This is a genomic window from Moorena producens 3L (genome assembly GCF_000211815.1).
GTDB classification, from domain to species: Bacteria; Cyanobacteriota; Cyanobacteriia; order Cyanobacteriales; family Coleofasciculaceae; genus Moorena; species Moorena producens.
The window spans coordinates 175,353-192,556 of the sequence record NZ_GL890823.1; the positions used below are offsets into that span (position 1 = coordinate 175,353).

General features: G+C 41.0%; 16 protein-coding genes and 5 pseudogenes. 6 read left to right on the top strand and 15 right to left on the bottom strand.

What is annotated here, in order from left to right:
• Positions 1-18: 18 nt before the first annotated feature.
• The 6 genes and pseudogenes from LYNGBM3L_RS02430 to LYNGBM3L_RS02460 form a co-directional block, all read right to left on the bottom strand.
• On the bottom strand, positions 19-306 hold the full coding sequence (locus LYNGBM3L_RS02430) for a phosphopantetheine-binding protein (RefSeq protein WP_008178628.1): 288 nt from the start codon (positions 304-306) through the stop codon (positions 19-21).
• 811 nt (positions 307-1,117) lie between these two features.
• Positions 1,118-2,251 (bottom strand): annotated as a pseudogene (locus tag LYNGBM3L_RS37795) (IS630 family transposase).
• Between the two features lie 64 nt (positions 2,252-2,315).
• A pseudogene (locus LYNGBM3L_RS37800) lies at positions 2,316-3,160 on the bottom strand (IS630 family transposase).
• 383 nt (positions 3,161-3,543) lie between these two features.
• Entirely contained in the window at positions 3,544-3,735 is a 192-nt protein-coding gene (locus tag LYNGBM3L_RS02455) for a hypothetical protein (protein WP_008178652.1), read from the bottom strand.
• A 74-nt stretch (positions 3,736-3,809) separates the two neighbouring features.
• A complete protein-coding gene (locus tag LYNGBM3L_RS35755) occupies positions 3,810-4,052 on the bottom strand; it encodes a transposase (protein ID WP_071986781.1) in 243 nt (80 codons plus the stop codon).
• 74 nt (positions 4,053-4,126) lie between these two features.
• Positions 4,127-5,197 (bottom strand): annotated as a pseudogene (locus LYNGBM3L_RS02460) (ISKra4 family transposase); the annotation flags it as partial.
• Positions 5,198-5,633: 436 nt separating this feature from the next.
• Between LYNGBM3L_RS02460 and LYNGBM3L_RS02470 the strand changes: the two are divergent.
• Positions 5,634-6,962, top strand: coding sequence for a glycosyltransferase family 4 protein (locus tag LYNGBM3L_RS02470; RefSeq protein ID WP_229414263.1), 1,329 nt, complete (start codon positions 5,634-5,636; stop codon positions 6,960-6,962).
• A 366-nt stretch (positions 6,963-7,328) separates the two neighbouring features.
• Here the strand turns inward: LYNGBM3L_RS02470 and LYNGBM3L_RS02475 are convergent, their stop codons facing one another.
• The 6 genes and pseudogenes from LYNGBM3L_RS02475 to LYNGBM3L_RS48290 form a co-directional block, all read right to left on the bottom strand.
• Entirely contained in the window at positions 7,329-7,784 is a 456-nt protein-coding gene (locus LYNGBM3L_RS02475; protein ID WP_044492035.1) for a nucleoside deaminase, read from the bottom strand.
• 46 nt (positions 7,785-7,830) lie between these two features.
• Positions 7,831-7,935: pseudogene (locus tag LYNGBM3L_RS35760) on the bottom strand (PDDEXK nuclease domain-containing protein); the annotation flags it as partial.
• Positions 7,936-8,017: 82 nt separating this feature from the next.
• A complete protein-coding gene (locus tag LYNGBM3L_RS02480) occupies positions 8,018-9,037 on the bottom strand; it encodes a PDDEXK nuclease domain-containing protein (protein ID WP_008178663.1) in 1,020 nt (339 codons plus the stop codon).
• 161 nt (positions 9,038-9,198) lie between these two features.
• Positions 9,199-10,356 carry a tetratricopeptide repeat protein gene (locus LYNGBM3L_RS02485; protein ID WP_008178665.1) on the bottom strand — a complete coding sequence of 386 codons (1,158 nt, stop codon included), beginning with the start codon at positions 10,354-10,356 and terminating at the stop codon, positions 9,199-9,201.
• Positions 10,353-11,630: a tetratricopeptide repeat protein gene (locus LYNGBM3L_RS02490; RefSeq protein ID WP_008178667.1), complete on the bottom strand. Its 1,278-nt coding sequence runs from the start codon at positions 11,628-11,630 to the stop codon at positions 10,353-10,355. The genes LYNGBM3L_RS02485 and LYNGBM3L_RS02490 overlap by 4 nt, the downstream gene beginning before the upstream one ends.
• A gap of 301 nt (positions 11,631-11,931) precedes the next feature.
• Positions 11,932-12,078 (bottom strand): annotated as a pseudogene (locus LYNGBM3L_RS48290) (transposase); the annotation flags it as partial.
• 57 nt (positions 12,079-12,135) lie between these two features.
• On the opposite strand from LYNGBM3L_RS48290, the gene LYNGBM3L_RS02495 reads away from it, so the two are divergent.
• The gene (locus LYNGBM3L_RS02495) at positions 12,136-13,341 is read left to right on the top strand and encodes an RNA-guided endonuclease InsQ/TnpB family protein (RefSeq protein ID WP_008178668.1); all 1,206 of its coding nucleotides are present in this window, start codon (positions 12,136-12,138) and stop codon (positions 13,339-13,341) included.
• On the opposite strand, the gene LYNGBM3L_RS02500 is transcribed toward LYNGBM3L_RS02495, so the two are convergent.
• From LYNGBM3L_RS02500 to LYNGBM3L_RS02510, 3 genes are all read right to left on the bottom strand, one after another.
• Positions 13,327-13,827, bottom strand: a complete 501-nt coding sequence (locus tag LYNGBM3L_RS02500) for a tetratricopeptide repeat protein (protein WP_008178670.1) — start codon at positions 13,825-13,827, stop codon at positions 13,327-13,329. The genes LYNGBM3L_RS02495 and LYNGBM3L_RS02500 overlap by 15 nt on opposite strands.
• A 453-nt stretch (positions 13,828-14,280) precedes the next feature.
• Complete coding sequence (locus LYNGBM3L_RS46340; RefSeq protein ID WP_202799140.1) at positions 14,281-14,601, bottom strand: hypothetical protein; 321 nt, start codon at positions 14,599-14,601, stop codon at positions 14,281-14,283.
• Between the two features lie 230 nt (positions 14,602-14,831).
• Positions 14,832-15,032: a hypothetical protein gene (locus tag LYNGBM3L_RS02510; protein WP_008178674.1), complete on the bottom strand. Its 201-nt coding sequence runs from the start codon at positions 15,030-15,032 to the stop codon at positions 14,832-14,834.
• Positions 15,033-15,123: 91 nt separating this feature from the next.
• Here LYNGBM3L_RS02510 and LYNGBM3L_RS02515 point away from each other — a divergent pair, with 91 nt between their 5' ends.
• From LYNGBM3L_RS02515 to LYNGBM3L_RS02525, 4 genes are all read left to right on the top strand, one after another.
• Complete coding sequence (locus LYNGBM3L_RS02515; RefSeq protein WP_008178675.1) at positions 15,124-15,345, top strand: hypothetical protein; 222 nt, start codon at positions 15,124-15,126, stop codon at positions 15,343-15,345.
• Positions 15,346-15,557: 212 nt separating this feature from the next.
• Entirely contained in the window at positions 15,558-15,692 is a 135-nt protein-coding gene (locus LYNGBM3L_RS48295; RefSeq protein WP_267871971.1) for a hypothetical protein, read from the top strand.
• A 27-nt stretch (positions 15,693-15,719) separates the two neighbouring features.
• A complete protein-coding gene (locus LYNGBM3L_RS02520) occupies positions 15,720-16,715 on the top strand; it encodes a hypothetical protein (protein WP_008178678.1) in 996 nt (331 codons plus the stop codon).
• A 194-nt stretch (positions 16,716-16,909) separates the two neighbouring features.
• Entirely contained in the window at positions 16,910-17,203 is a 294-nt protein-coding gene (locus LYNGBM3L_RS02525) for a hypothetical protein (protein WP_008178681.1), read from the top strand.
• Position 17,204: the final 1 nt, after the last annotated feature.

Below are 17,204 nucleotides of genomic sequence, written 5' to 3' on the forward strand. Positions count from 1 at the left end.
CACCGATAAAGTTAACTGCTAATGTGTTTGCTCTCTGACCGCATCAATTTCTTTACTCAGTTCAGCAATTGTTGATTTGTGCTTATCAAAAAACCACCGAGCTTTGATGCTAACCCCCATCTTTTCTGTTACCTGATTAACCACTTCAACCAAATTTATTGAGTTCCCCCCGATATCCATAAAGCGATCTTCTATACTGATTGTCTCAACACTGAGAACGTCTTTCCATATTTCAGCAAGCTGCTTTTCTGTTTCTGTCTGGGGAACCACGACATCAGAAATGGGTAGTTCTGTTGAATTACTCATCTATTTATCCTGATTTATCTATCTATAAGAGATGTTAAAAGTGCTTGTCACATCTCTGGACTAACCTTTTTAAGTAAGGAAGAGTGTTAAGGGGAGTTTATACACTTTGCTTATTTATAGCGTTTATCGTGATTATGATGTACAGCGCAATTTCAGGATTATCCCCGTACAACCCCCTTAAATATTGGCTTTTGCCTTTTGCATCTTGCCTGAAAATGATAAGCTTTGTCCTCATGAATATGAGAATTGCTATATCCATTTTTCATGGTATCACAGAGCCAGCCAAAAATAACAAGATTATCTTATCAAAAAATATTATGAATATTTTTAATAGTATAGAAAAACATTATGAAAGCACCGAAAAAAAAACGTCGAGGGTTATTCAAGGTAAACGCATCTAAATTTGTATCAAAATTTACATTCAAAAAGTAAACAATAATACCAAAAATCTAGAATTACCCTGTAGACATCTCCAGGAATTGCAAAGCAGTTCTATCACTAGCTTTGAGATGCTTGCGATCATTCACAAAAATGACAACTTTCAACGAAAAAATAATAGTTATTAAGCTTTGTTAATAATAAATAATTAACCTAAAAAATATAAACTAAATATGTAAGCATTCAGCCGTCAGCCATTCGCGTTCGCGAAGCGTCGGCTTTGCCGAAAGCTTGGCCTATGGCCAAGGCCAAGGCTCACGCTGCTTGAGGTGGTTATTTTATTCAAAAGCACCTCAGAGCTGATTCGTAAACTCGCTGTAATGAACCTATCCCACTAATATAATTTTAGTAATCCACATAAGCTGTTGCGCATTTAAACTGTGATAACAGCATTGCCTTTGTTTTTTATTTTTCGTACCCATTTTATAATTAACCCTCCTTCATTTAAAAGATGATTTAACAAACATTCTAATTCTTCAATTGATTTGAAAACTCGATTGGCAATATATTCTTTTGCTGAATGCCAAACCAATTCAATTAAGTTATAATCAGGACTATACTCGGGAAGATATTCTAAATAAATATTCGGCATATCTTCTTCTATTTTATGAATATATTCGGCTTTTTTGTGAAAACTAGCATTGTCTAAAATAATGACGATTTTCGGTCCTTTCTTAGCAAAGTCTTCTAGTTGATTACCCGCTTCCATCCATTCATTTTCTAGCTCTTTATAAAAGGTTTTTAAAACTTCATAAAAAGTTTGACTATTGCTTTTTTTGAGGAAATCTACAAATCTTTTTTTATCTGAATATCGCAAAGCTCCCATCACATTAACTCTCCCTTGCCTTTCGGGCAAAGCCCGACGCTGCGCGAACGGTCTCCTCTAACTTTTTTTCGCTTTCCTCTTTTACACCAGTTTTTTCTTCTGATGACTCTCAAACTAAATCCGCTTTCATCCCAAAACCATACCTGAAGACGCTCTGGGCTTTCTTTTTCTATTTTTAAATACTCATCTAGTTTCTTTTTAAATGCTTCCCTTTTTTTAGGGTCTTTTTTAGAATCTAAGCTATACTTTGACCAAAGGTAAACATATTTTTTCTTGACTAGTATCCTACGAACTTGAGACCCACTTAACTTGATGCCTGTTGTATCTTCTAAATGAACGGCTAATTTTTGAGCTGTCCATCGACCAAATTCATATCCTAATTCTTCGGGTTCTTTTTCGACTAATTCTAATAATACTTCTATATATTGTTTTGTTGCTTTTTGGTGATTGCCTTTCATTCTTTTATCTTTAAGACTCTCTAAGTCATCTGGATCTCCGTGGACACACCAATAACAGACTGTGTTCTTTGAACAACCCAAAACTTCAGCAATTTCTAACTGTGTTTTTCCACTATTCAACAACAGCAAAATTAAAATACGTTCTCTAATATTTCCATTTTCTTCTATTTTTAAGGCTTTTTGAAGTATTGTTTTTTGCTGTCAGATAATTTTTTGCTGGCATATTTCCTATTATTGGGTTATTTATTAATTTTTATTATATAGTTATTTTAAATAAGGAGGAGACACTAAGAAGCACAATATTCACGAATTACTTCATCCAGAGAAGTGTCTATAGAAGTATACATTCTGGCTCTCTTTAAAGCACTAAAATCATGCTCTATATCATTGAAATCTGGAGAGTATTTCGGCAAAAATAATACTTGATGACCGGCTGACTCTACTAATTCTCTAATTGCATTTTTTCTATGAATTGGTGCATTATCCATAATTAATACTGAAGGAATTGTTAATGAGGCTAATAAATATTGGCTTAACCATCCTTCAAATACTTCTGCATTAAGACTACCACTAAACAAGGGGCTATTAAATCTTTTGATTTCTTCCTTCTTCCTGCTACTAAATTTTCTCTTTTTATTCGTTTTCCTGTTTGTTCACCATACAGTTTTTTCCCTTTTTTTGACCATCCATAAAGGCATGACTGTATTTTGTCAAACCCCGACTCATCAATGAATACAAGGCTTTTAATTCCAGATATTTTTATTAATTCTCTTAATGCTCTTAAATACTTTATTCTTTCTTTCCTATCTCTTTCCCGATAACGAAGTTCTTTTTTTTTACGAGTTATTTTCATTTTTTTGAGTGCGTATAATATTGCACTTGGGCGCACTCCAAATTTTTTGGCTCTCTCTATTAATTTAGCATCTGGATTTTCTTTGACATCTTGTTATAAGGCTTTCCAATCTAGCTTTCTTTGACGACGTTCTACTTTATTAGCCTTTAGTTCGGAACGATTCAACCACTTGTATATTGTCGCTCTTCCTATCCCAAATACTTTCGCTGCCTCTGTAATTTTTCCACCTTTTTCTATATAGTTTATTACTTTTTTTCTGAAATCTAGACTGTATGGCATTGCTGTCAGTTATTGAAAATATACCCTTTTCATTTTACCTCATCACCGTCTTATCCTTAATTGAAACAACTATACCAATTTAAATGCCGAACAGCTTATGAATAGTCGCGCTTGGCAAGGAAAGCATCGAACACAACACAAGCCGCGTTCCCAACGAACCACCTTTCCGTCGGTACTTCCTTTGATACCAAGTGAATCTTCGTTAAAGTTGAAATCGTGGTGTATCATCTTTGATTGGTCTACCTCGATGCATCAAGGACTGATCAACTCTTTTAGGGAACTGGGGTCATTTACCTCTAATTCTTAGCAGTGAACGTTTCTCTAATGAGTCGTAACCCTTGTCAGCGGCTATTACTCGGAATCTTTTCAAGGGACGACCCCGTTTACCTGTAACAAAGCGCGATGCTATCTAGTAATGGTATCACCTGCTCCGGTTCACTCCCATTAGCTGGTGTGGTGCTGTAAGCCATGGGCATACCATTACCTTCTGTGACTGTGTGTATCAACACTCCTTTCCCTTTATATCCATAGGCTACTCCTTCACCTCCTCCCTTGCCAGGGGGAAAAAGAGCCATCTACGGCTCCATAATTCCAGTTAATCAACCCTCGATTTTGCGCGATCGCCAATACTCTACATTGTATTTTTTCGCTAAGTTCCGTTTTTTTGCCATCGTTTCAACCATCGATGTGCTGAACTTTTTGATGCCCACTGTTCCCCTCTGGGCACATCACACCAACGACATCCTGTAATTAATACGTACAGCAGTGTGTTTAAAACGTAACGGAATGGTACATGGGGCATACCTCTACCTCGCTTTTGCGCTTCACACGGCAAAATCTTTTCAAACAGCTCCCATTCTATGTCACTTAATCCTTCAAATCTTCCTGGCATTTATCTGTTCAAGTTTTTCTGATTACTTGATTTTCAGTCTATCAAGTTTTCGGACAATAGTGGGATAGGTTCAAGGCAAATGCCGCCTTCCATAAATATTCAATTACATGGATAATATCGAGAACAATTGTTAAGTTAATCTGGTGTTTGCTCGCAAACTTCTTCAAAGCGCGATAATTGAGTTTTATTACCATCTACCAAAGCACAAAAGTGTTTTTGTTGAGTGCTTCGGCGGTGCAATACCTCGTCAAATGCTTCGCTAATAACTACTTCTGGCTGTTTAATTAAGCTTGCCCAAACACGCTTGGATTGAGGCTTGGGTCTTTTGAGTTCTTTAATATCAAGCTCCTCCCCTTCCGGATTGACAATTTGTTCAGGTGTGCGAACGAATGGGTCAATGGTATAAACCGAAGCTACTGTAGCCATTCGCTTCGAGTTTCGTTTTTCACCAAGGGTTAATCGTTTATTTAACTTCTTGCTCTTTGCCAGCGCCCTAATTCTTTTATGAGCACGTAAATCTTCCTTTAGCATCACTACACCAAGACCCTCAACAGTAATCACTACTATTTCCCCTGTTTGTGGAGATTGCTCTATATGTGATTGTTGCTGGTGGTAAAATTGGTCAAAGTCACAGGCACTATTGAAGGCTAATTCTTCCACTTGACGCTTACCAACTTTGGCTGCGGTTGTTTGGGAAATTATCTCTACTGTTTCACCAAACCCCGAACGGGCTACTTCTACTGCGACTCGCTCTGTCAGTCCGTGGGAATATTGGGATGGCGGTAGGTTTAATTCCGCATCCAATGGACTCAGGGAATTGAGCTTCCTTCCTCCATAACCAATTCGATTGACTCTTACGGTTCCAAATAAGGTGGTCAGTTTACGAGTCAACTTCTTCTTATGAGTTCTTCTGGCTTGGTCACTACCCAAACACTCACCTTCAATCTCGTCATCACTACGTCTATCAAAATAACCGCGGCAGTTGCCGTCTTAATAGTTCGTACCCGTTCTCCAGTAATTTGTTCTCTAACTCCCCATGCTCGCGCACCGCAAACCCGATCTGAACCCAACCACTCTACGATTTCTTCAAATAGCTCTCGTGCTGGTGAAAAGAAGATGTCTTCATTTGAGTACGATGCTTGCATATCTCTGAATTTAACCCCGGTTTTCCACTTATGTACAAGAAACGTCCCTTAACGGTTTTTTTGACTCAAAGCCTTACTCTGACAAGCTTGTTAGTTTTCTTATTTTAAATAATACCGTATTTCTAGAAGAGCCGCACCCAAATCATTTGTAAAATCAGCAAAATCGGTAATCGTTGCTGGGCAAGGGTTATAGGGATTTGGCGTTCGCGCAGCGTGGCCAATATATTTCACGAATCATTTAAGACTGCTATATGTGGAAAATACATTGTCAACAAGCACAATAAGGCCGAGTTTATTAAGAAATATTAGTAGTTTATTGACAATATACATTGACCCTGTATAGGTAATTAGAGTGACAAAGTAAGTGTAGTCGATCGGTTTTAGCGGCTCCTAGGTCGCATGGCGTAGCGTGACCAAAGGTCAATCCCGGGTGCTAGTGGATAAACAGATCACAGAACATAGGGTATATAATATGAACCTTCGAGTATTGATTGCAGCGGAACATGCATCTGCAAAGTTTGGTGGTGAAGCAGCTCTTCCATTACATTACTATCGAATTTTGCGCCAACGAGGAATTCCTACTTGGTTAGTCGTACACGAACGCACTCGTGCAGAATTAGAGGCATTATTTCCCCAAGATCAACATATTGCTTATGTTCCTGACACCATTTGGCATCGTATGTTGTGGCAGTTAGGTAATCTGCTGCCTACCCGTTTATCCTACTTTACCCTAGGGCTAGTTATGCGTCTTTTGACCCAGCTGACCCAGCGGCAAATCATTGGCCGTATTGTTAAGCAGGAGCAGATCAATATTATTCATCAACCGATTCCAGTATCCCCTAAAGAGCCATCTATGCTGTTTGGAATGGGTGTACCGATCATTATTGGTCCTATGAATGGTGGTATGGACTATCCTCCAGGTTTTCATAAACTCCAAAAGAAAACTGTCAATTTAACCATATTTTTGGGACGGAAGTTTTTAAATATTATGAACCAATTGATACCTGGAAAGAAACAGGCAGCATTACTCATAGTGGCAAATGAGCGAACCCGAAAAGCACTACCTCAAGTCGCCTGCAAACAAGTAATTAAAATAGTAGAAAACGGTGTAAATTTATCTATATTTAAGCCTCTATTATCTGCGTCTAGCAACAGTGAAATAAAAACAGTAAATTATATTTTTATTGGTAGGCTTGTGGACTGGAAAGCCGTTGATATATTGCTGATTTCTTTTAAACAGGCATCCCTAAAGTTTCCTATCAGCTTAACTATTATTGGTGATGGAACAGAGAGGGATAAATTAGAGAAACAAGCACAAGAACTCAAGATTTTATCCACAACTATCCACAATACTGGTAAAGTATTTTTTGCTGGTTGGCTTTCTCAGGAAAAGTGTTCAGAGCAATTACAGCAGTCTGATGCGTTTGTTTTACCCAGTCTTTTAGAGTGTGGTGGGGCAGTGGTGCTTGAGGCAATGGCAAAGGGACTTCCAGTGATTGCCACTAATTGGGGAGGCCCAGCAGATTATCTCGATACTTCTTGTGGAATTCTTGTAGAACCCTCCTCTAGAGAGGAGTTTATTGATAGTCTTGCCAATGCAATGCTGACGCTGGCCCACTCACCCCAAAAACGCCTTGATATGGGAAGAATGGGCCAAAATAAAGTTATGCAACATTTTGATTGGGAAGTTAAGGTAGATCACATGATAAAGATCTATCACAAGGTGATTGCTGACCACCTAGCCAGCTCCAAGATACAGTCCTGACTACCTGACACAAGTAGTTCAAACCCAATCTGTCCTTGAATAAGATTAGCTAAAATCTTCAAGAAGTGCCTCTTCTGCCTTGACCCTAACGAATAACGTCATAGGTGCATCGGATTTTTGTAATTCTTAAAAATCGGTATTATCTTGGAAAGATGAGTAGTTTGCTCATCCCTATTACTGCTGGCTAATTTCGGCAGTAATTCAAATTATAGCAATTATCATAGCTATGAGGTACACTCGGGATTTTAGGGAACAGGGAACAGCGGATCACCGGAACAGATAAGAGTTAATCTGGAATAGCGATGCGCTGCATCAATACAGGGAATCCACCTCAAATAATACTGTACCTCATGAATGCGACAAACGCTATAAATCATTATTATCAACAACACCAATATCCTCATTCCAAAGTTTAGAGTTATTCAGAATAAAGTCTTGCATTAATTGATAGCAACTATCGTCGTTTAAAACCTCAACAATAACACCTCTAGAACGAAGTAATTCTTCTTCACCTAAGAACGTTTTGTTTTCCCCAATCACAACATGGGGGATCTTGTACAACAAAATCGCGCCAGTACACATACTGCATGGTGACAATGTAGTGTACAAAACGACATCTTGATAAAAAGAAGCAGGTTGAGAGCCAACATCTTCAAGAGCATCCATCTCGCCATGAAGGATTGCACTACCTTTTTGGACTCTCCGGTTGTGCCCACGCCCTACAATTTCACCACCCTTAACCACAACTGAACCGATCGGTATTCCTCCCTCTTGGAAACCCATCTGAGCCTCTTTAAATGCTGCTAGCATAAACTGATTCACAATTCCACCTCATCACTCTGAGCTACTGCATTTTGGCTATATATTACGACAAAAACTCCCCGATTTTTAAATCGATTGCTACCAAACATTTGAGATAGCGATGAAATAACAGCAAATCAATGAAATACTCTTTGTTGCTAATTTCTAAACGAGTAAGCTTATGCCCTACGCGCACGCTACGCGAACAGCTTATGTGCTACGCACACGCTACGCAAACCGCTGTATGCTTACTATCACTCCACCCCCTCCAATAACAAAGCCACTTGTTCAGGTGCAGGAAGTTGATTCTGCAATTGTTGTGGTAACGTTGAAACTATTCGATAAGTAGCAACACCAATCGGTTTGTTTGACTCCTTCAACGCATATTCCACAATGGTCTTATCTTTAGACTTGCACAGAATAATTCCTATGGCATAATTCTCCTCTTTTAGCCTAACTTTGTCATCTAACGCTGCTAAATAAAACTGCATCTTGCCTATATATTCCGGCAAAAACTCCCCGATTTTTAAATCGATTGCTACCAAACATTTGAGACTGCGATGAAATAACAGCAAATCAATAAAATACTCTTTGTTGCTAATTTCTAAGCGATACTGACTGCCAATGAAGGCAAACATCCCTCCCATTTCTCGTAAAAATGGTTCGACTTTAGCTATAATTGCTTGCTCTAACTGACGCTCACTGTACTGATCAGCTAGTTCCAAAAAATCAAAGGTGTACTCATCTTTAACGGCTAACTTAGCTTGCTTACGAATATCCTCGGAAACTGTCTGTTCAAAATTAGTTTGATTCAGCAACGTTTTCTCGTAGGTTTGATTCTCTATTTGGTGAATCAAAACATTTTTTGTCCAGCCAAATTTCCGCGTCATCCGGATATAAAACTCTCGCTCTAAGTCATCTTTACACTTTTGCATAATAAGCAAATTATGACTCCAACCAATTTCTGCAACCAATGGTTGCAGTTTTTCATTTTGAGAGTAGGTGAGATATAAATTGCGCATATTCCAGATATTACGAACCGAAAAGCCACTGATACCTGGAAACTCCGCTTGTAAGTCTTTTGCTAGTTGTTCCACCACTGACTTACCCCAGGTTTCTCCCTGTTGACGGCTAAAAATTAACCCTCCAATATCCCAATAAAGACTAATTAATTCCTTGTTGACTGCTTTGAGGGATTGGTACTGAGCCTCGCGAATGCGCTGCTTGACTTCTACTAGTAGTTGCCGATACTTCCCTGAATCCAAGTCACTCATCTGGTTTCCGTTTCAACAACATTTGTCCAAAAGGTGATCATAACAAACCTAAAGCAGTCAGCGGTCAGGGGTCAGCGGTCAGCCATTGGCCTTGGCCTTTAGGCCACGCTACACGAATGGCTGATAGCTGATAGCTGACCACTGACTACTTACTTCCACCCTCAAATCCTCTGTCGAGAATCCTCAATATTCTGCTTTAGCTCCTCTAACTTGCTTTGTGCCTCTGGATCTTCCAAATTAAAAAGCTTTTGGTAAATTCCCTCAGCAGCCTCTAGCCATTCAACTGCTTCAGCAAACTCTTCTAGGTTGTGGGCAATCTCACCAAGCTGTTCTTGAATTTCCGCCTGCAATGGCAAATTATTAGCCTTTGTGGCCAGTGCCAGGGCTGTGCGGTAACGCTGCTGAGCCTCTCGCTTTAGTCCAATGCGCTTATACATGTCAGCTTGAAGCTGATAAATGGCAGGATTTTCTGTACCAGCTTTGATTCTTGTTTCTAAAACCTCAATGGCATCCTGATTGAGACAAGTGTTGAGGTAATTTTGATCTTGGCAAGTGCTGTGATAAAGATGAGCTTGCCCCTGAGCTTTGGCATCTGCATCCAGATTTTGTGTGTCAATCAGAGCTAGGTTCTTCTTTAGCTCCTGCTCCAGCTCATCCGTCAGTAGGGTAATGGTGGGAGCTGGCTCTTGATTGGGATTTTCCGGTGAAGACACACCGGTACTAGCAGTCACCACTATAAAATAATCCCGATCCCGTCGGAGTTGGGAGCTATCAGGGTAATCAACTATGGGTTCAGATACCCGTTTTTCCCACACTGGTGTTGCCAGATACTTAATAGTAACATCATAGTGGGTGGCTTTTTTCACGGCATGCCAGCGCAGGGTCAGGGGTTGATTAGGACGTAGTGCTGTATTCCTAGGACTGATCAGGTAGGGAAGTTCCTCATTCTCGATGTCACGTCCAGGTGCTAGGGGATCGTCCGCTCGGAACAATATTCCTGAATCTGATAATATTCCTGAATCTGAGCAACCTTTAGACACCTTAAAAGCTTTTCCTACAGGAACCTGCCAATTACTGAGATGATTGCAAAACACTGTAGCAGAGGACTGAGGGTTTCTGACCCAGATCCGGTCTGTGAGCTTGAGGATATCTCCTTGGTGAGCTCGATCATAACCAAACCACAGGGGACGTTTCACTTGAACATTCCCTGTCAGAGCTGCAATGTAGTAGAGACCTTCAGCCGGAGTAGTCGCTGGAGCTGCGATCGCGATTAGAACCGTGGAAAGTAGGGAGATGGAGAATAGACGTTTCCAAATCATGGCCTTTGTTTCTGTTGTTGAGCTTTCTCAATACGTTGATTAGCTAGATGTAACCAGGTGTCTTCTTCTGGAATCCAAGGATTTCCTATTCCTAAATCATTAGTTAGAGCCAGCCATTGGTTTGGTTTTAAAATCAGAGGATTTCCGATGATTAAATCGCGACAATTTTCCCATTCCTGGAGAGCTTCAGGTTTTTCCTGGCGTTCAAGTACCTGAGCTAAAATACAAGAGGCAGAGGCACGATTGGGCAGATAGTTTGCCACATCTGGATTCTTAGCAATGTTGATACCTTTTTTCAGGGCAATTTTAGCTTCATCATCCCGATTTTGTTTGAATCTTACCCACCCGAGATTTTTATAGAAATTGTATTTATCCTCTGGATAAACTGATTGCTCTGTGGTCAGTTTTAGACCTTCAACTACAAGGCTGACTGCTTTAGGATAGTCCCCCTCTCGAATATAGAGTCTGGCCAAGTTGTTGTATGCCCTAGGCATCTTGGCACTTACCGCCAACTGGTACTCTTGCTTTGATTTCTTGAGCTGTAACCAGTCTTCATAAACTATGGCCAGGTTATAATGGGCGTTAGCATTATCAGGATCAAGGGCAATCGCTCTGTGGTAGTCGGCTTCGGCACTACTAAGCTCACCGGCTCGATAGTGCCCTAAGCCACGTTGATCGTAAATAGCTGAAATCTTGGGTAGGCTATACCAAAACCCTAGGAATACCAACAGTAGAGCGAGAGTGGAGCAACACTTAGTTTCAGCATGAAGAAACTTAGGCACCTTCAAACCAGTTAGCAATTCGTCAAAACCTTTTTTCAATGCTTCTGAGAAATCGTTATCTTTTTGCTCTTCTTCGGTAAAGTCACTTTTGGCTTTTAGCAGAGTGATCAGAGTTGATACAATGATGGCGAAAGTGCCAACCACATCGGGACCACCAGTTAAGAAGCGACTGGCAATATTGACCAGCAGAGCCAGACTGACACTCCAACCTCCAAAGGTCAGACCCTTAAACACCCAGTCGTAACGATCTAGCCGATGAGGAGGACGCTGTTGATCCAAATACCACCACCAGCCCTTAGGCTTTGCTGGTAGACTGTGGCGATAGGTAGAAAGTTCCAGAGCTTGGTCAATCCGTTGTTTGTGTTGTTGGAGTTGGGCATCTAGCTCATGGATGCACTCTAGAAGCTCTGCAGGTATGAAGGGTTCCTCAGTGAGGGCATTGTTGAGTGCATCTCTGGCACAGAGAATCTCTAGAGCTTGTTGATCACTCAAGGGAGAATCTGTGGCTAGGGACTGGAGGGCAGCTCGATATTGACCAAAAAAATGGGTCTCAAGCCCTGTCCTTCTAGGAGACGAAACCTTAGAATAAAGGAGCCTTTATGGTTGTTCAGCTATACGTAAAAGAGGTGGGATCCGTGGCGAATTTAATTCTTAATACGGAAAGCGCACCTTTGGTTAAAACTTGGCGAATTTTGGCTCCTTTATTCTTACGGTAACTTGAGGCCGTAGGCCACGCTTGGCCGTAGGCCACGCCAAAGGCGAACGCGAACAAATCATTAAGTTCTCTAATTTAAAAATTCATTTTCTTAGCCACTTCTTTGAACGAATTTTCAATGGCCGCGAGACTCTCAGTGGTCAATATTTTTTGGCGGTACTTAGTTACGCATACTAGGTGCATTTGCAAGGAGCTTAATACTGTGCCAATATTCCGTAAACCCATTGTCAAATCTTGTAGATTACACTATAATCGGAGTACAGACCAACTATAAAACGCCAATTGAAAGCAAGATACCAATATCGTTTTTATCCAACTGACCAACAGAAACAGGACTTAGCTAGGCTGTTTGGCTGTGTCAGAGTCGTGTGGAACGATGCTCTGGCTATTTGCAAGAAATCTAAGAAGGTTCTAAAATCTGGAGACTTACAGAAACTGGTCATAACTCAGGCTAAAAAGACCGAAGAAAGAAAATGGTTGTCTGAAGTGTCAGTCGTTCCTTTGCAGCAGTCCGTAGCTGATTTGGGAGTTGCTTTTAAGAACTTATTTGAGTCGCACAATGGAAAACGAAAAGGACGAAAAGTTAGGTCTCCACGATTCAAAAAGCGTTCCAATAATCAATCAGCAAGATTAACTCGCAGAGGTTTCTCTATTCAAGGTGATGGAGTTTACTTAGCCAAGATTGGGGTAGTCAAACCGATCTGGTCTAGGGAATTGCCATCTGATCCAAGCTCTGTGACCATTATCTTAGATTGTGCTAACAATTATTTCTTGAGCTTTGTAGTAGATATTGAGCCTGTTCAAGTTGATGCCAAGAACCAAAGCATTGGGATTGATCTAGGTATCAAGACTTTCGCGGTAATGAGTGATGGGGGTCATGTCAAGAGTCCTGACTATTCAAAACTAGATCGAAAATTACGCAAACAAACACGAAAGTTTGCTAGACAAGCCAAGGGGTCTAACCGGAGGGAGCAAACTCGCATTAAGATCGCAAGACTAAATAATAAAATCGCCAACAAAAGGAAAGACTTCCTGCATAAGTTCTCAACTAGGATAGTCAGCGAGAACCAAGTAATTGTCCTAGAAGACCTTAACGTGTCAGGAATGGTCAAAAATCGCAAACTAGCGCGAGCTATTAGCCAGCAAGGTTGGTCAGAATTTAGGAGTCTAGCTCAAGCAAAATCAGATAAATATGGCAGGGATTTTCGGGTTATAAGCCGTTGGGAACCCACTAGTCAAATCTGCTCAGATTGTGGGTTCAAGTGGGGGAAACTCGATTTGTCCGTACGCTCAATACTCTGTGTTAATTGTGGAACCGAGCAGGACAGAGACATAAACGCTGCTAGAAACATAGAAAAAGTCGGCATGGGGCATCGGCATGACTCTAAATGGGCAAGGAGGGGCGATAAGACTGTTGAGACCGTAGGTCACGCGGGGCGCGTTCGGCAGCACACCCCGATGATCTGTCAAGAATCACCGTTCTTCTAGGACGGTGAGTATGTCAACATATCTGCCCTGGCTTTTGTAGAGTAATGCCAGATTATTGAGGCTGGTTGCTACATCGGGATGGTCTTGACCGAGCAGTTTTTTCTTCCGTGCTAAGGCTTGTTGATAGAGGGGTTCGGCTTTCGGATATTTCCCCTTGTAAAAGTAGAGGAATGCTAGATTATTGAGGCTTTCTGCCACATCACGGTGTTCTTCTCCCAAGATTTCCTGCCGAATCTCTAATGCTCTCTCAGCTAGGGGAATCGCTTCTGAGTACTTTCCTTGCTGAAAAAGCTCAATGGCTTGCTGATTGAGTTGAGAGGCTTCTGCTAGGGATAACTCTTCAGCCCTTTCACTCCCTGGTGAACTGGGTTGTTGAGCAATGATACTTTGCCCCCAGCTAGACCTAGGGAAAGCCACTCCCATTGCCATCACACCGACAACGGTGGCTAAAATTGCTGCTCCCTTAACAGATAGGTTTTGATTCATTTCCTGAACACCGTTTGAGATACGCAACAAACCTCACGATAGGAAGTGGGGGTGATACAGTAGTGTGCCACTCACTATTATTCTTCCACTGAAATTATAGCTATTGGGATTTATAGCAACCGAAGTATAGTTTAGTTAGCAAGTAGAGTGGGCAGTGCTTGAGACAGATCAGATCAGCTGGCCTTTAGGCGTAGGTAGGCACTACTCACCGACGATTAATCCCAATGGTGCCAGATGTGAGTATAAACATTTCCAGGATCACGAATTGTCTTAAAAAACTATAGTCAATCAAGGTTTTATCCTAATAACTTACCCTTTAAATATTTATATAAAATTCCTTGTTCGTTACCGTAACGATAATTTTTACAAGCTCCTTGAGTTTGAATAATTTATGTGATGGGAATAGTTTAATTATCAGCAGACTCTAATAATTTAATCGCACTCTTGCGGAATTTAATAGTCATTTTTAATCCCATCTGTTAGATCAGTTACTTCTTCAGTCTCATAGTCTTGAGGTAAGCCAAAGCTGGTGTCAAGCTCTTGTTGCTCTTGATCACTAACGTAAGGCATTAACATATGACAGAGTAAGAGTCTTTCTTCTCTCAAAACTTCTCGGATGCTTTCTTTAATCAGTGTTTTTAAGTCTTGAGTTTCCATCGCTTTTGAATTAAAGGTTATTTTTTTAATTATATACCAAAGGGAACAGGGAACAGGGAACAGGGAGCAGGGAGTAGGGAACAGGGAGTAGGGAACAGGGAACAAACATTCTATCAATTGATTTAGGATTGCTATAGCATTTTTTATACTAGGAAGTCGGGAGTCGGGAGTTGGGAGTCGGGAGTAAAGTGAAAAAAAATAGCCGTAGAAATACTATCCACGACTATTTCAATTTTTTATGTCACAAAATTAGCAAATATAACCTGCTCTGATTAGCCAAAGGTCACGCTACAAAACCAGACCAAAACCTTGGCCGGGGGAGAAAACCCCCCCAGAAATTTAAGGTGTTATGGCAACAACCAATACTTGGTGATTGTAGTGATTACTTCCCCTGGAACATCAGTCGGTTCCAGAGGGGTCCATTCCGCTATCTCTGCATAGCCTAATGCGTAAAGCATCTGCATGCTATAAATTACTGCTTCACGAGAACCTTTCAGAGTTTGATGAGCAGGTTGTTTCTTGAAGTTTTGCTTGAATTGTTGTGACATCATAAAAAACTTAATTTCGGTTTATATTGATTATTGTAATGATTATGATTTGAGTAGTCAAGGGTTTTAAAAAGTTTTTTTTGGGATTTTTATGGTTAATAAAAAATTAGCGATCGCTGTTAGCGGAAGCTTCGCTTCATCGCGTAGCGTTAGCTTTGCGGCTCTTCCCTCTGTTCAAGGACAACCAATTAAAATGTTGATTGGGGGAGGAATTGTCATTATAGTTGGTAATTTATCAGCTGCTTGGGGACTAGATGAAGAGCTTGCTCTACCACGAGAGATGATCCGCACTGCTGTGGGAAATGGGTATTAATATCCTGCATTTTGCTTGGTGTCGGCGGCAACTAACTCTGCATAGTAGGAACATTGCTCTCCAACACCCTAGTTTGCCATCTTCTCCAACTAGGCCAAAAACTCTTCCAGAATCACCGATGTCTCCAACACAGAATAGGAAAAGAAAAAAACTTTTGATTTGTTAAATTTTTGATAATTTAGAATTGGGAATTTATAATTTATAATTTAGAATTGGGAATTTATAATTTAGAATTGGAATATGCCTGTCGTGTTGGTACAAAAACTCTTTTCTACTTTGGTCAGACAATTATCACTGGTGCTAAAAACTGGAGTTTGTGGACATCACCTCTGGCTCGGTGTAGATAATAGTCTATACAGACACAATAAAAACCAGTGACTATTCAAACTCAACGTACTAGTGGTTTTATCGACCCCTGCCCTTATATTGCTATCGGGTCTACACTACTGGTATTTTTAGCCTTATTCCATGGTTATCGGTTCCAGAAAACACTGCTATCTACTACCGTCAGTGCCAGGGAAGAGGAACCGCTGCAACTTCAAACACTGTCCCTCAAGCGCCAGCTGATTGGTGCTCTTCGCATAGAAGCTAAAGCAAAAATTCCCCTTAACCGATGGGTTACTTATGAAATCCAGTTACTCGATGGCCAAGGTCAAGCATTCGCCTCCGCCATCAAGCAAGCCTGGAATGAATCAGGAACTTGGTATGATGATGGGGAGTCTGGTAGTTGGCAAGACGATGACCTGTTAGCAGGACTTGATGTTCGCGCCAAGCAGGAAGAGATGGTGACCATTGCCATTGCAGTTTTGGAGTATGGGGATACATCAGGAAAAGTACTTGATCAACCAGTGCCGTTTCAGGTAACTGTCCAAAATGGAGTGATAGATACGCGCTATCTTTGGCCAGGTTTAGTGGGGACATTATGTCTGACCTTGATGACTTTATATGCAACGCCATTAACCGGGAAAAAAGCCATCTTCAAAACGATTAACGATAGCGACCCCAGCGATCGCGCTACTGTCGGTGGTGCAAATCGCCTTGTGCGGGTTAAAGTTGATGTTAAGGCAGATGAAACTTCCCCATCAAAACTAGAAGTTCGCCTTTTTCTCAAGGACTCCTATGGTGAGCAAATCTATAACCATTCGTTTCCCTTGCCTATGACCTATCTCAAAAACAACGGCAAGATCAAGGGAGCAACAGGTAAACTACAAACATTCTTCCTGTTGGAATCTCGCAGTTCCTATGGCTTCTATGTGGAAGTATGCCCAGATGCATCTGTCGATCGCACAACCTTGAGAGTTATTGATGGCAACCGTACCTTCACAAGCGTTGAGGTGGTAAAAATTAGTCCAACCTTTGATACGCCATGAATAGCTTATATCATGTCCGGATAATTAGTTATCAAAAACCTTATTCGATGAAACCTTACTTCTTTACTTCTGCCTTCTGCCTTCTGCCTTCTGCCTTGTTTTTGCCCTTAGTATAAGTATTCAACCGGACATGATATTAGAAACAGCTAGGGGAGTGTCAAACAGTTTTAGCTGTTTCACGGGCTTCGAGCAAGATGCTCCCACTACGCGAGCAAGATGCTCGCACTACTTCTATTTTCCATCCAGGAATTGATCCCATGTTGACTAAAATTTTGACAGCGACGACAGTTGCGATCGCACTATTTACCATAATCGCAGGTTACACTCAGCGTTCAGCCCTTGTCCTGCGGGAAGAAAAACAAAATAACTACTGGCCCCGACATCGGACATATTTATCCGGTTACTATTATCTAGGTATTTGGAAATCGTCCCCCAATCGCTCAGACTATGGTAGCTTTCGCGGAGGCGGTCCGGCTACCGGGAAATAGA

Coding starts and splice junctions, on each gene's coding strand:
- LYNGBM3L_RS02430 (WP_008178628.1), bottom strand. CDS start 306: ATGAGTAATTCAACAGAACTACCCATTTCTGATGTCGTGGTTCCCCAG.
- LYNGBM3L_RS02455 (WP_008178652.1), bottom strand. CDS start 3,735: ATGGCTCTTTTTCCCCCTGGCAAGGGAGGAGGTGAAGGAGTAGCCTAT.
- LYNGBM3L_RS35755 (WP_071986781.1), bottom strand. CDS start 4,052: ATGCCAGGAAGATTTGAAGGATTAAGTGACATAGAATGGGAGCTGTTT.
- LYNGBM3L_RS02480 (WP_008178663.1), bottom strand. CDS start 9,037: ATGAGTGACTTGGATTCAGGGAAGTATCGGCAACTACTAGTAGAAGTC.
- LYNGBM3L_RS02485 (WP_008178665.1), bottom strand. CDS start 10,356: ATGATTTGGAAACGTCTATTCTCCATCTCCCTACTTTCCACGGTTCTA.
- LYNGBM3L_RS02500 (WP_008178670.1), bottom strand. CDS start 13,827: ATGAATCAAAACCTATCTGTTAAGGGAGCAGCAATTTTAGCCACCGTT.
- LYNGBM3L_RS02510 (WP_008178674.1), bottom strand. CDS start 15,032: ATGTCACAACAATTCAAGCAAAACTTCAAGAAACAACCTGCTCATCAA.
- LYNGBM3L_RS02515 (WP_008178675.1), top strand. CDS start 15,124: ATGGTTAATAAAAAATTAGCGATCGCTGTTAGCGGAAGCTTCGCTTCA.
- LYNGBM3L_RS02525 (WP_008178681.1), top strand. CDS start 16,910: ATGCTCCCACTACGCGAGCAAGATGCTCGCACTACTTCTATTTTCCAT.